Source organism: Mesorhizobium sp. M1142, assembly GCF_040318565.1.
Classification (GTDB): Bacteria; Pseudomonadota; Alphaproteobacteria; order Rhizobiales; family Rhizobiaceae; genus Mesorhizobium.
The window spans coordinates 179,056-192,850 of sequence record NZ_JAMYMK010000012.1; the positions used below are offsets into that span (position 1 = coordinate 179,056).

Genomic DNA, 13,795 nt, shown 5'->3' on the forward strand with positions numbered 1-13,795 from the left:
TTAATCAAAGAAGGCACATATGTAAGCAATTCGTAATGTTCCAGCAGCGGGGCGGAGCTGCTGCTTCCCGGAAGGTTAAAGTTTGTCCCTCATCGAAAGAATCGACGAGATTGCGCGGCAATTTCGCGTCAACGAGCGCGCATCATGAAGTCGACCAAAGAGCGCTCGCTCGATCTACGCTCCGCAATGTTTGGCTGTGTGCACGGCCTCGTCGGCGTAGGCGTTTTCTCCGCATTGATAAATATCCTCGCCTTGACCGGCTCCGTCTACATGCTCCAGGTCTACGACCGCGTGCTGCCTTCGCAGAGCGTGCCGACTCTTATCGGATTTACCGTCGGGATGCTGGGACTTTACGCGGCCTATGGGCTCCTCGATTTCGTGAGGCTTCGCCTGTTGGTCCGCATCGGCAGCCGCCTGCATAAAAATCTGCAGCAAAAGGCGTTTGCAGCCTCGCTTTCCCTGCCCCTGGTCGCCGGGCCGGATGCGAACCGGATACACCCGCTTCGTGATCTGGACCAGCTACGTGGCTTTCTTTCCGGGCTGGGGCCGACGGTCTTATTCGATGCTCCCTGGATACCATTTTATATGGTGGTCATCTATCTGCTGCACCCCGCCCTTGGCGTGCTGGCAACGCTCGGTGCATGCGCCGTTGTTTTTTTGACGGTGGTTGCCGAGATCATCGGCCGCAAACCTGCGGCTCGTGCATCTGAAACACTCGTCGCGCAGCGGCTGCTGGCCGATTCCGGCCGCCGCAATGCAGAGGTCGTTCAGGCGATGGGCCTGTCTGCTCCGCTTAGCCGGCGCTGGAACGAGGTCAGTCATCTTTATCTGAAGAACCAGGAACGGCTTTCGGACGTCGTCGGCGCAGCGAGCTCACTGTCGAAGACGCTGCGAATGGCCTTGCAATCATGTGTGCTGGGGCTTGGTGCCTACCTTGTGATCGGGGGCGAGGCCTCGCCCGGCGTGATCATTGCATCGTCCATTTTGCTGGGCCGCTCACTAGCGCCGGTCGATGTGGCCATCGCAAACTGGAGAGGGTTTCTGGCAACCCGCAAGAGCTATTCCGAGCTGGCGGCAGCGCTGGATGCCTTTGTTAGCCAGCAAGAGACAATGGAACTGCCGCGCCCAAAGGCGGAGCTTGCGGTCGAAGATTTGACTGTCGCGCCACCAAGCCTGCAGAAGCCAACCATCTTCAATGTAAGCTTCCGCTTGGCAAGAGGCGCAGGGTTGGCGGTCGTCGGCCCGAGCGGCTCCGGCAAGACCACGCTCGTGCGCGCTTTGGTCGGGGCGTGGAAGCCGCTTCGTGGCACGGTAAGATTGGACGGCGCCTCGCTCGATCAGTGGAACTCAGAACTGCTCGGCATTCATATTGGCTACCTGCCACAGGACGTTGAGCTGTTCGACGGGACGATCGCCGATAACATTTCGAGGTTCGGTGGCAAAAGCGACGCAAAAGGCGTGCTGGCAGCTGCCAAGGCTGCGGGCGTGGACAAGATGATCATGCGTCTTCCGCAGGGTTTTCAAACACGCATCGGAGAAGGCGGCGCGGCCCTTTCGGCTGGGCAGAGGCAGCTCGTCGGGCTTGCCAGGGCACTTTACGGCGATCCCTTCCTCGTCGTTCTTGACGAACCAAATTCCAATCTGGACGCAGACGGCGATGCTGCTTTGGCCGGCGCAATCCTGGCTGTGCGTCAGCGCGGCGGTATCGTGATCGTCGTTGCGCATCGCCCCTCCGCTCTCGTCAACATCGATCAGGTACTCGTCCTGTCGAACGGGATGCTCCATTCGTTCGGCTCGCGCGAAGACGTTCTGGCAAATGTGGTCCGGCCCTTCCCGCGTCCGGACAAGCCAAACATTGTCGTTCCGCTGCAGCACGGTGCAAGCGGGCATGCGTGAGGTATTGCTTAGTGTCTAACGTGACCATGTCGTCATATGCTGCGGTTGGCGGCGAAGGCCAGCCGACCGGGGCGAAGCCGGAGTCGGATGGCATTCGAGCCAATCTACCCTGGGGTAATCTGGTCCGGAGCCTGGCAACAAATTGTCGTTCCGCCGCGCAAAGGTGCGGCCGAGCATATGCGAGGTATCGCTCCACTGTTACCGTGTCGTCATACGTCGCCGCCGGCGGTGAGAGCCGTTCGTTGGAGACGAAGCCAGATCCGGATGGCATCCGGGCCAATCTGCTCCTGGGCCTGGCAACCAGCTTGCTGTTGGTCTTTGGCGGAGGGCTCTGGTTGGGATTGACCAAGATTGCCGGCGCGGTGATTGCGCCTGCGACTGTGGTGGTCGAAAGCAACATAAAAAAAGTGCAGCATCAAACCGGCGGCACCATCGGCGGAATCTTCGCGCAGGACGGCGATCATGTGAAGGCCGGCGACGTGTTGGTCAGGCTGGACAACACCTTGACCCGAGCAAACCTGCAGATAATCACCGAGGACCTCAATCGCGCCACCATTCGTCTGGCCCGACTGGAGGCCGAGCGCCAGGGTCTGCCGGAAATGCAGATCCCGCCCGACCTTCGCGCTCAAATGGGTGATCCGCAAGTGGCGGCACTTGTCAGTGGCGAGCGTGCCTTGTTTGAAAGCCGTGCTGCGGCGCTGGCTGGCCAGAAAGCCCAATTGCAAAGCCGCTCGAAGCAGCTGGAACGTCAGATCGATGGCCTCAAATCGCAGCAGTCTGCGACGGACGAGTCTCTGGATCTGCTGACCAAGAACCTTGCAGATGTCGAATCTCTCTATGCAAAGAAGTTGGTGTCCAAGGAGAGGTTGAGCAATGTCAGCCTGGAGAAGACCCGGACTCGCGGCGAATCGGGACGCCTTGTCGCGGCGATAGCGGAGGTACAGGCTCACATCAGTGAAACGGACCTGCAGGTGCTTCAGCTCGACGAACAAATGCGGAGCGACGTGACCAACGAACTTCGCGAAACGGAAGCCAAGCAGACCGAACTCAGTGAGCGCAAGGTGGTGGCCGAAGACGAACTCGGCAGGACAGACATTCGTGCCCCGCAGTCGGGCACGGTACAAGAATCCTCGGTCCACACCGTCGGAGGCGTAATTGGCGCCGGAGAGGTGCTCATGATGATTGTGCCCGATTCCGACAACCTTGTCGTCGACGCTTCCATTCCTCCGTCGCGTATCGATGAGATTCATCCCGGACAGCAGGTATCGATCCGCTTTCCGGCGTTCGACGCCGGCACCACACCTGCTTGCGAAGGCTCGGTCAAGCGCGTCTCAGCGGATCTGATCAAGGATCAGCAACGCCAGCTTTCCTATTTTTCGGCTCGCATCGACGTCGAGAATGAAGCGACCTGCCTGACTGGAGAGAAAATACTCAAACCCGGCATGCCCGCCGAAGTCCACATAAGAACCGACGAGCGCAGTGTCTGGTCCTACTTGATGAAGCCTCTTACCGACCAGTTCTCCAGGGCCTTCAGGCAGTAAGGAGGCTGCCACACTCTCAACCGGCAGCCCGGCCGATTCATCGGGTCGCCGCGTTTTCGAGAGCGCTGCTGAACCTGACCTCGATCGTGTCTCCCGGCATGACCTCGGTGTCTTCTTGGACAAGCTGTTTCCGCCATTCTTCGCCGAGCTTGCGAATGATCGTTACCTCGGCCTGGATCCTTTCGCCGGCAACCGGCAACGGCAGGGCGGCCGCTCCCGTGGGCTGCAACTTCTGGCTGGCGGCGCGAAGTCTTGCGCTGACGTCGGCAAGGCGCACGTTGGTATCCTTCAGCTCGGTCAACAGACCGATCCTTCTTTGGTTGTCATTGCGTTCGCGCTGTCTGGCAAAATCGTCCTGCTGACGTCGTGCTCTCATAAGTTCAACCGAGGTTTCGAGTGCCCGGCTGGAAGAGAGCACCAAAGCGCGCCGGACGTCGGCGAGCCGGGTATTGGTTAGATTTCCCGACTCAAACGCTTTCCTTACGCGCGCCAGTTCGTCTTCGTCCGCCTTCACCCCATCCGCTTCGGCCCGCTCGCGCTCGAGCAAGGTCTCGGTTTGCGCTGCAGCATCCTTGCCACTTTTGTCGAGAAAGCTCTGCTCTTTCTGGAAATTGTCCAACGAGAGCTTCAGCCCTTCTGCTTCGGCCTGCGCGATCGCCGACGCAAAACCTGCCGACAACGGCGACCCTTGTGGTGGCTGCATGTCGAAAGTCGACTTACCCTGAAGTTCGGCGCGCAGACGGGCGCTGTGAAAATAGTCTCTCGTGTATTCCCCCCAAAGCGACTCATAATCGCGCCGCAGATCCACCGGATCGGGGCCAACCTGGTTTGCCCGGGACCGCAAAAGGCTGAAGCCACCTGACACCGCAATCGCCTGCCGCACGGTCATCAGCGGGCGATAGGCCTGCTGTCCGGGAGTGAGCACGTCGCCAGTCACATAGATCGGCCTGTACTCTGCAACCACGGCGGTCACGTCTGTCGGCTTGATGACGATCATTTGCTCCCGCCCGTCAGGCAGCCGCTGGTGGAATATCTTGGTTGGCAAGATCGTCTGCATGCGTGTCTGCAGTTCGGCCGGAGTCAGGCCGCCAACCGAAACCATCCCGACTTCGGGAAGCGCGATCGTGCCGTCCATCTGGACCACCGCACGTTGCGTTCGCTCAGAGATGGAGGCAATTCCTATCTCGACGGTATCGCCGGCGGAAAGTCGATAAGCAACCCGTGCTTCCGCCGCAGCGGCCGTTTCCATCGCGGCTAGCATGCCGAGCACGACAAGAAGGATTCGATTAACGAGGACCATTGGCGGCAATCTCCTTCTGGTTCGACCGCGACTCTTCCGGCCAATCGAGACGGGTGATGAATTCGTAGACTGGCCCGCCAGGCACGCCCCAGTTGCTCGACCAGATCACCTGTGAGCCGTCGGGGGACGGCGAGGCATGGGTTTCGCTCCAATAGTCGGACGGGACGTTGTGGGTTTGCGTGACTCGTCGAACCTCACCGCTGCCGTCGAGGCGCAGCGCGATCACCTCTCGCGCATATGGCGCCCAGTCGCGATTGGCAGATATCTCATCGGGATTGCCGCCATAGCTCACGAACACCCAGCCGCTCCTGTCCAGTGCCCGCGCGGACGCATGCTCCGCTTCGCCAAATTTCATAAGCGAGGTGACCTTCCCGTCAATCAGTCTCCTTTTGATGACGTGATATTTGTCAGGGTCGGATTTGCTGATGCCCACGAAAACTTCGCTACCGTCATCATCGACCGTCATATCGCCATGGCCGGGCCGATGATGGTCCGTCCACCTCTGCCGCAACGTCCCGTCGACGGAGAAAATAGCTCGCTGTTCTGTGTCTTCGTTCACGTTCTGAAAGCACAGGATGTTCGCTCCCAGCGGGGAGATCGAGCAGGCGCTGACCGTTCCGGCAAGCTGGGCAAGATCGATGTCAGGAAATTTCCGGCGCTGCTTGAGATCATAGGCAAAGGCAACCATCGCACCATCCCCACGGATCGCGCGCACTGCTATGCGGTCGCCGTCGCGGCTAGGATTGCCTTTGGACGGACCGAACTGAAGATCATGGTAATTCGGCGACACGAACAGCACGTCTTCGCGATTGGTCCGTGGCGCCCAGGTCGAAATTTTCCGGTCCTGAACGCAAATCATCAGATCGGGATTTTGCGGATGCCATTCGCATTCAGCCGATCGAGCGCGACGGAAAAGCGGGACATAGGTGTGCCCGTCGAAAAAGCACATGCCATTGCAGCCGTTGGTGATGACGAGGAGGCTCTGGTCTGAATTCCATGCCTGGGAGCTGGAATAACGGTGGCTGCAAAATTTCTTCTCGCATACGACGCCATTGCCAAGAGCGCCAGGCTTGGTGATGCGCATGAAAACTGTCCCGAAGGCTGGATCCGTCGCGGGTTGGAGATAATCGGGCAGATCCATCATCACTGGCGCGACAAACTGTGTCGGCGCGCTGTCTTGCCGGCCGCTGGCCGTGGACAAATCCAACGACAAGGCAGCCGCAATCAACAGCGGAGCCAACCCACGCGGGCGAAAGGTCATGTCATGTAGCCCATTTCGTGTCGCACCCGGCCTTCGCTGAGGCGCCCTTGCCACCATCCGATGGTCCGCTCCAAGCCTTCGCGCAGGCTGGTCTGGGCGCGCCATCCAGTCTTGCTTTCGAGGAGCGAAGAATCGGCCAGCAAGGCACGCACCTCGGAATTCTGCGGCCGCAGCCGGCGCTCGTCGCGGTGAATTGGTTTCTTGCAGCCACTCAACTCGATCACCAGATCCAATATGTCCGAGATCGTCACAGCGCGCTGGCTTCCGGCGTTGTAGGCATGGCCAAATTCGAGCTCGGCCGAACCTGCGGTCAAAAACGCCGCCGCGGTGTCTTCCACGAAAGTAAGGTCGCGGATCGGGCTTGTGTCTCCCACCATGATCGCAGGGCATTTTTTATCGAGAGCCTGACGTATGATGGTCGGTACGATGGCCCGCTCACTTTGGCGTGGGCCGTACGTATTGAAGGGCCGCATGATAACCACGGGAATGTCGAACGATCTGGCGTAGGACTCCGCCATCATGTCCGCACCGATCTTGGATGCCGAATACGGTGACTGTCCCTGCAATGGGTGGGACTCGCTGATAGGCATTGTCAGCGCGGTGCCATAAACCTCGCTTGTCGAGGTGTGCACCACACGCTCTGTCTCCCATTGGCGCGCCGCTTCGAGGACGTTGACCGTGCCCAGGATGTTGGTTTCCACACAGGACTGGGCGGCGGCATACGAATACGGGATAGCGATCAGTGCGGCGAGATGAAACACGACCGCCTGGCCGCGCACGATCCGATTAACGAACGCGCTGTCGCGAACATCGCCGCGGATGAGGTTCAACTGGCTTCGTATAGTGTCCGGTAAATCGTCCAGCCAGCCGTGGCTGTCGAAGGAATTGTAGAGAGCCACCGCGGTGACGTCGGCACCGCTGCGGACGAGCGCCTCGGTGAGATGCGAACCGATGAACCCATCGGCACCCGTAACCAGAACTTTCCTGCCCTTGTATGCCATGACCCAAGCGTTCCCCCTATGACGTGAGGCACTGACTTTGCAAATCCACGAGAGCGCCGATGTCCCATCTGCTCTCAAGTTTCGATCGGCGGCGGCGAAACGACGCCAAGCACCGCCAGCAGGCCGCGCACCATCCAGACGACATCGGAGACGATCGTGCGTTGCGGATAATAGGAAAGGTCAAGCCTGGCTTTGGCCGGAAACAAGACCTCACGGTAGAACAGTAACGGGTCCACGGATCGCGGATAAAAATGCGCTTCATTCCGGAAGAGAACCTGGGCTGGACCAAGCAAGCCTGGCTTGTATTGTAAAATACCCTCGAAGCCCCCGCGAAAACAATCGGCGAAGACAAGGCTCTCCGGGCGCGGCCCGACGATTGCCATCTCGCCCCTGAAGACGTTCCAAAGCTGCGGCAGCTCGTCGAACTTGGTGACGGCGAGGAACCGTCCTACCGGCGTCATGCGGCTGTCATCGGCCATGGTCAGCGCCAAGCCACCGGGATCGCATTTTACGCTGAACTTGCGGAACTTGTACATGCGGAATGGGCGAGCACCGGCCCCGACGCGGGTCTGCGTAAAGAAGATGGGCCGACCGCCTTCCAGCAGCAGCGCCACGGCAATCAGCAACATCAGCGGAGCAAAGACGATCGCCGCGGCCGCAGCAATGACGAGATCAATTGCTCGTCTCACAGTCCCATGGGCGGCACTTGAGACGTTAGGCCGGTGAATGGCTACGTCCAGGGCATTCATGCGGCTGTTCCTGTCTGAGCGCAACCGCTAACCGCTGCGGCAAGAGCGACAACCACCGTTTCGACCAAAGGTGCCGTGACCTGCGGATGCAGCGGTACCGTCAGCTCGCGCTGCGCGAAATCTTCGGTGCGCGGCAAATGAGTATCGGGGATAAGCTCACGATAGAGCGTCATCTGGTGCACCGGCGGGTAGTGGATAGTGGTTTGTATCCCTTGCGCGCGCAGTGCGTCGATGACGTCTTGCCTGTCGGCGTAACGTGGCAAAAGGATAGGCATGATGTGGTAGGCCGACGTCCGCGGCTCGTGGAACGGGATGGTCACGGCCGGACAATGCTTGGCTATGAGACGGCGATACAGCATGACCAGGATACGCCTGATCTCATTCCACTCCTGCAAATTTTGCAGCTGGACGAGTCCGATCGCAGCCCGCAATTCATCCATGCGATAGTTGAATCCGAGCATGGTGACATCATACTGAGGGGTGCGGCTGTTCAGCCTTTGACGTGTCCCGGTGGTCATCCCATGTCCACGCGCCTGGCGGATTGTCTCGAGCAGACCGGCATCCCTGGCGATCACAGCCCCGCCTTCCGCCGTGGTCATGTTCTTGTTGCCGTAGAAGCTGAAGGCGGCCGCGGCACCAAATGTCCCCACCTCCTTCAAGCCCGGCGCATGCGCCGCGTCCTCGACGATATGCAGCCCCCGGGCACGGGCGAACCTCTGCCATTGTTCCCGATCGGCGAGGTAGCCGGCGAAATGGACGAGAATGATTGCCTTGGTGCGGGTCGTGCATTTCGCTTCGGCTTCCACGATCGACATCAGCGGCACGTCGGCTGACTCGATGTCCACGAAGACCGGTGTCGCACCGACATAGAGGACCGCATTTGCGGTCGCCACGAAAGTCAAGGATGGCACCAGCACCTCGTCGCCCGGTCCGATGCCAAGTGCGTGCAAAATGAGATGAAGCGCTGCCGTACAAGAACCGACCGCGACGCAATCCTCCGCACCATGGACGTCGGCAAAAGCTTGTTCGAAGGCTCGTACCTGCTCCCCCATTGTCAGCCAGCCGCTGTCGATGACCTTGGTCAAAGCAGTCTTTTCCGGCACACCCAGGATCGGGGCACTGACCAAGAGCATCACAACCTCCTAGACTGATAATTGTGGGAACCGAGCTCGTGACTTCATCATGCAGCCGTCGCGGTGACCTCGATCGAGGCCGATTGGTCTTCCCAGGAAATGGTCTGTGCGTTCTGGAAGTCGTCGACGCGCCCGATATCGAGCCAGAGACCCTCATGCTTGTACACGTGCACGGTTGTGCCGTTCTGCATCATCTGCAGCATCAGGTCGTCGAACCCAAAGGGTATGCCGGATGGGATAAACTGCAGAACGTCCGGGTTCATGCAGTAAATTCCCATGCTGACCAGATGCGAGAGGGTCGGCTTCTCGCGAAAGACCTGCACGGTATTGTCGACTTCGTCGATGACGCCGAAATCCATCTTGATCAGACGACAGGCTGTTGCGATCGTCACCGGATCGGTGTGCTTACGGTGCGCTGCTACAAATCGACTGAGGCTTAGATCCGTAAGGACGTCGCCATTGAGAACGATAAACGGCTCCGTCAGTTCATCCCTGATCAAAGACAGTGGCCCGATGGTGCCAAGCGGCTCCATCTCCTGCGTATATCGAATTTTCAGGTTCCACTGCGAGCCATCTCCACACACGGTGCGGATCAAGTGGCCGAGATACCCGGTTGTAATATAGACTTCCTGAATACCGTTGCGTCGCAACCATTTCAGAAGCATCTCGAGAACCGGCCGTGCGCCGATCGGCATGAGCGGCTTCGGCAAGACCGAAGTGAAGGGGCGGAGGCGTGTTCCCATTCCTCCACATTGAATCACCGCTTTCATCCTGGTCCTCCCTTGTTCATTCGGCCTGAACGCTATCGTCACGGGCCGGCTATCCTGCCTTGGTCAGCACCCGGGAAACACGTTCTTTGCCCCTCCGAAGAACCGGTGAGATTTCCCGCAGAAGACCGGTGAGATTTCCCCACCGATCCCTGATCCGGACATTGCATCTGGATGGTATGTGGCCGTCGGGGTGGATGTCGTCGTGCATTCGAATGGTAACAATTCGGCCGTTTTGCTGTTCTATATCTTTGGATCTATGGCAGTGCTGAATGACCAGCCGGTCTGTCAGCTTTCCAAAAGGTCAGAACGTATGTTCGACGACGTTCGGCGGGTTCGCTCACAAGGGGCAAAAAAAAGAGGAGCGTTTCCCGTTATTTAAGATTATATTAGAAATTCGGCGTTTGTGGTGTTGGGGGTGCCGCGGCGTCGGCTGGATGAATCGACGAGTGAATGGCTACGACTTCAGGCCCATCACCGTTCAATCCATTCAGATACGCGTTGGGGTAGTTCAATGTATCGAATCGTCATCGCCGACGATCACGGCTTGTATCGTCGCGGCTTGCGATTGGCACTGACCGCAGGCATTCCAGGTGTAGAGATATTTGAAGCGTCTTGTTTCGACGCGGTGCTCAGTTTGCTGGCGGAGCAATCGTTCGTGGATCTCGCGATCCTGGATCTGAATATGCCAGGCCTGTTCAATCAAGAAGTGCTCGGCGGGATCCTGTCCGCCTATCCGGATACGCGATTTGCGATCGTTTCCGGAAACGATTCACGCTCGGAAATACTCACGGCTCTGTCGATCGGGCTTCACGGTTACATCGTAAAGTCGCAGACGGACGAAGAGGTTGTTTTGGCCGTCAATGAAATCCTCTCCGGGCGCATCTATGTTCCCGCACTTCTGTCACGCTCGGGTGCAACGCAAGCAACCCACGCGCATACCCACTCCGAGAAGGGCCCACAGCGACGTACCGCTGGCGTCAACCTTGGCAGGCTGACCTCGAGGCAAAAGGAAGTCCTCAAGCTGATGGCGGAAGGCTATTCAAACAAGGAAATTGCGCGCGATCTGGAAATCGCGGAGGCGACCACGAAAATCCACGCTGCTGCGGTTCTGCGTGAATTGGGGGTACGCAATCGGACCGAGGCTGCCGTTATGCTGAAGACTTGGCTTTCGAGACATGCCAGCTAGAGCGCCGCGCGTCCTTTTGGACGTGCAACGGCATCCCATGACTCCTCACGCATATTACTGCATATCCCAAAGCCACGGCGCAGCTTTGGGCCAACGACATTCTTGGAAAGAACACTGCCCATCTCAAAGGCCGCTCAGCGCCACCCGCCTTTAGATATCTGCTTCCGATTGTAGCACTGCACTACAATCCGATTTCCTTGCGCGACAGCCGCAGCGAATACCGCAACCCTTGGTCCGATATTTCCAGCCTGGGAGAGTGACCGACAAGCGGCGCTCCATCCACTCCGATTATCATGGAACCGAAGCCATGACGGACTACACTTGAGGTCCGCCGCCGCCCCGATTCCACCCACTCGAACACGACATCGCTGCCTGTGTCTTCAGCTGCGAACGTCCAGCTTACGTCGATCCGGCCTTTTGAATCGCCAAGCGCTCCGTATTTCATGGAATTGGTGGCAAGCTCGTGAACGATCATTGCAAAACTCTCGGCGGCGCCTCCCGATATCGCCACGGACGGACCGCTGACCGATATGGCGCGTGTCCCCATATAAGGGTGCAACTCTTGCGCAACGAGATCGTTTATCGCCCCCGATACGCTGCCGTTGCGTGAAAGAAGCAAATGGGTTGCCTCGAGCGCGCGTATCCGATCGATCAGCATTTCCTTGTATTTGGCGACGTTGTTTCCGGGAACATCGACCATCTTCACGAGCGCCGTGATCACCGCGAAAACATTGCCGAATCTATGACGCTGTTCGAGCATGATGCGCTCCCGCTTCTTTGCCGCGGCACGCAGCAGCGTGGTTTGTCGTCTCTCGCTCAGATCGGCAGCCACTCCAAGCCGCTGTCCACCATCATCATGTCTTTCCTCCCTTCCGCGCAGCGCAACCCAGCGGATATGTCCGTCCGGTCGGCGGACACGTATCTCAACATCGTAATTCGTGACCGATGGTGCGGCCTTTCTCGATGCCGCCAGCTTTGGCCAGTCCGCCGGATGGACGACAGCTGACAGTTCCTCCAAACTGCGGCTATTGGCCTGGGCCAGGCCGAGAATGTCCCAGAACGTGTCCGAGCCCGTGACTGTCCCGTCTTTAAGGTCGATGCGCCACGTGCCCAAGCGTCCAGCAGACAGAGCGAGGTCCAGCCATTCCTTCTGAGCCCGAAGCGCTTCGTGAACAGCGCGTCGTTCCGAAATATCGTCGACCACCACGAAGATGCTCTCCGAGAGTCCCCCCTTGGGCACGGACGAAGAAAGCGTTAGCCGAGCCCAGAATGCCATACCGTCCTTTCTTAACAGACGGACCTCGGAAACGAACGAAGAGATGTCATTGCCCAGCCTTGCCAACAATTGCGCCAAGGTATGCCGGTCGTTCGGATGGGCGAGCGTATCGAGCCGCAATTGGGCAAGCTCCTCCTCCTTGTACCCGGTCATCTCGCAAAGGCGTTTGTTGGACTGAAGCAACTCACCTTTCTCGTTGGTGTTCGCGAATCCCAGGGCAGCACGTTCGAAGGCCCAACGATAGCGGCTTTCTGTCGCTTCGACGGCAGCTAGCCTGGCCTCCGCGACTTCCAGCAACTCACGCAAGTCCTGCCGAAGGCGATGGAACGTCATGGCAATTACCCCGCCCGAAACCAGAAGCAGGATTGCGCGTGCCCAATCTCCATTTGAAATGTGATCGTGTCCTCGCGCCCACAGGCCGACAGTCACCATCAGAATGGTCGCAGCAAGCGCTGCCACGCGGTCTTCGAGATAGGCGATAATAATAATAGCCGGAATAAATTCCAGAAAACTGGCGCCTTGCCCAATATAGGCTGACGATTTGATTTCAAATATCAGTGTGGCAGCTAACACCGATGCAGAGGCAATATGAGTTAGCAATCTGCCCGACGGGTTCGAATTCGACCTGCGCGACTGCGAGCTCATGGACACAGACTACAACCTTCTGACTAGCCCGTCGAGACTAGAGCAAAAAACGTACAGCTTAGTACCACTGCCGGATTGCCATACCGCTATCATAGCGCGCATTTTATCGGACGCAGCGGGGCCTAAGAGCTGCCTTAGAACTGTCGGATCATATTAAGTTTTTCAAGGTGGCGATGAACATATTATCCGTCAGCGCATAGAAGACTAGAATCCAGCGACACATAGAAGACTACATGAATCCCGAATACTTATTTCGGGCGTGTGAAACTTTGGGTTAGGGGTAGAAAATGAATCTGATCGATAGACAGGTCAATGCTTCTTCGAGCAATCGGTACATTGCTACGAGGACCAGGTATGATTTTGAAGCGCGGAATACGCGGCCCTCTTCTGGTCACCTTGCCGATCGCGCATCGGATCTATTGGACGCAAGGTTCGGCGAACAAAAAGGCCGCAGTCTGGAATCCATAACCGGCGTGCTTGATCGCATTGGCTGTGGCTATCTCGTGCTGAATCGCGAGAGAAAGGTGGTCGAGTGGAACGCAGCCGCCCAAACCACGCTTGAGCGCCAGGGGGAAGCGGCCGACACTGCGAGCGGGCTTACGACCGCCCTAAGGCGGCTGATCGCAAATGTTCCGGGTCAATTCCTGCCGGGCTCACTATCCTGGGTGGTGATCCGCAGCAGAGGCGACCGTCCGGTGATTCTGAACGAGAACGGCGTTATCGCTCCCGACGGAACGAGCATTGTGGCGTTGCTGGATCGGGATAACAGATCTGGGCCAAATCCTCGCACGTTGCAAAGAATGTTTGGCCTGACGAGCGCAGAAACGCACCTCGCCTTGCGCCTGGCTCAGGGCGACGCTCCTTTGGAGATCGCTCGCAGCTGGCGCCTCAGCCGCACCACGATCCGTTCCCAGCTTGCCTCGCTGTTCGCCAAGACCGAAACAAAACGCCAGGCGGAACTGGTGGCCCTTCTTGGCCGCATTTCGGTCCTGCCGTAGAGGCAGGCCACTGGATACCATCGCCGGACGTCGGCATCC

The 13,795-nt window shown here is 58.4% G+C and carries 11 protein-coding genes; 4 read left to right on the forward strand and 7 right to left on the reverse strand.

All coding sequences use genetic code 11. The features are described from left to right. The first annotated feature begins 144 nt into the window (after positions 1-144). Both NKH42_RS20655 and NKH42_RS20660 read left to right on the forward strand, forming a co-directional pair. On the forward strand, positions 145-1,896 hold the full coding sequence (locus NKH42_RS20655; protein ID WP_352507232.1) for a type I secretion system permease/ATPase: 1,752 nt from the start codon (positions 145-147) through the stop codon (positions 1,894-1,896). A 242-nt stretch (positions 1,897-2,138) separates the two neighbouring features. After that, the gene (locus tag NKH42_RS20660) at positions 2,139-3,437 is read left to right on the forward strand and encodes an HlyD family type I secretion periplasmic adaptor subunit (RefSeq protein ID WP_352507233.1); all 1,299 of its coding nucleotides are present in this window, start codon (positions 2,139-2,141) and stop codon (positions 3,435-3,437) included. 37 nt (positions 3,438-3,474) lie between these two features. Here the strand turns inward: NKH42_RS20660 and NKH42_RS20665 are convergent, their stop codons facing one another. The 6 genes from NKH42_RS20665 to NKH42_RS20690 all read right to left on the reverse strand — a co-directional run bounded on the left by NKH42_RS20665 (position 3,475) and on the right by NKH42_RS20690 (position 9,651). Further along, positions 3,475-4,737 (reverse strand): polysaccharide biosynthesis/export family protein, encoded by a 1,263-nt coding sequence (locus NKH42_RS20665; protein ID WP_352507234.1) that lies wholly within the window; start codon positions 4,735-4,737, stop codon positions 3,475-3,477. Next, the gene (locus tag NKH42_RS20670) at positions 4,724-5,998 is read right to left on the reverse strand and encodes a hypothetical protein (RefSeq protein ID WP_352507235.1); all 1,275 of its coding nucleotides are present in this window, start codon (positions 5,996-5,998) and stop codon (positions 4,724-4,726) included. The genes NKH42_RS20665 and NKH42_RS20670 overlap by 14 nt, the downstream gene beginning before the upstream one ends. Further along, complete coding sequence (locus NKH42_RS20675; RefSeq protein ID WP_352752857.1) at positions 5,995-6,999, reverse strand: SDR family NAD(P)-dependent oxidoreductase; 1,005 nt, start codon at positions 6,997-6,999, stop codon at positions 5,995-5,997. The genes NKH42_RS20670 and NKH42_RS20675 overlap by 4 nt, the downstream gene beginning before the upstream one ends. A 74-nt stretch (positions 7,000-7,073) precedes the next feature. Further along, the gene (locus tag NKH42_RS20680; protein WP_352507236.1) at positions 7,074-7,748 is read right to left on the reverse strand and encodes a sugar transferase; all 675 of its coding nucleotides are present in this window, start codon (positions 7,746-7,748) and stop codon (positions 7,074-7,076) included. Beyond that, positions 7,745-8,881 (reverse strand): DegT/DnrJ/EryC1/StrS family aminotransferase, encoded by a 1,137-nt coding sequence (locus tag NKH42_RS20685; RefSeq protein ID WP_352480475.1) that lies wholly within the window; start codon positions 8,879-8,881, stop codon positions 7,745-7,747. The genes NKH42_RS20680 and NKH42_RS20685 overlap by 4 nt, the downstream gene beginning before the upstream one ends. Positions 8,882-8,928: 47 nt before the next feature. Beyond that, positions 8,929-9,651, reverse strand: a complete 723-nt coding sequence (locus NKH42_RS20690; RefSeq protein ID WP_023675619.1) for a nucleotidyltransferase family protein — start codon at positions 9,649-9,651, stop codon at positions 8,929-8,931. 511 nt (positions 9,652-10,162) lie between these two features. On the opposite strand from NKH42_RS20690, the gene NKH42_RS20695 reads away from it, so the two are divergent. Then, positions 10,163-10,837, forward strand: a complete 675-nt coding sequence (locus tag NKH42_RS20695) for a LuxR C-terminal-related transcriptional regulator (protein ID WP_352480474.1) — start codon at positions 10,163-10,165, stop codon at positions 10,835-10,837. A gap of 181 nt (positions 10,838-11,018) precedes the next feature. Here NKH42_RS20695 and NKH42_RS20700 read toward each other — a convergent pair whose 3' ends face one another. Continuing rightward, a complete protein-coding gene (locus NKH42_RS20700) occupies positions 11,019-12,758 on the reverse strand; it encodes a PAS domain S-box protein (RefSeq protein WP_352507237.1) in 1,740 nt (579 codons plus the stop codon). Between the two features lie 287 nt (positions 12,759-13,045). Here NKH42_RS20700 and NKH42_RS20705 point away from each other — a divergent pair, with 287 nt between their 5' ends. Then, positions 13,046-13,756, forward strand: a complete 711-nt coding sequence (locus tag NKH42_RS20705; RefSeq protein ID WP_352507238.1) for a helix-turn-helix transcriptional regulator — start codon at positions 13,046-13,048, stop codon at positions 13,754-13,756. The last annotated feature ends 39 nt before the right edge of the window (positions 13,757-13,795 follow it).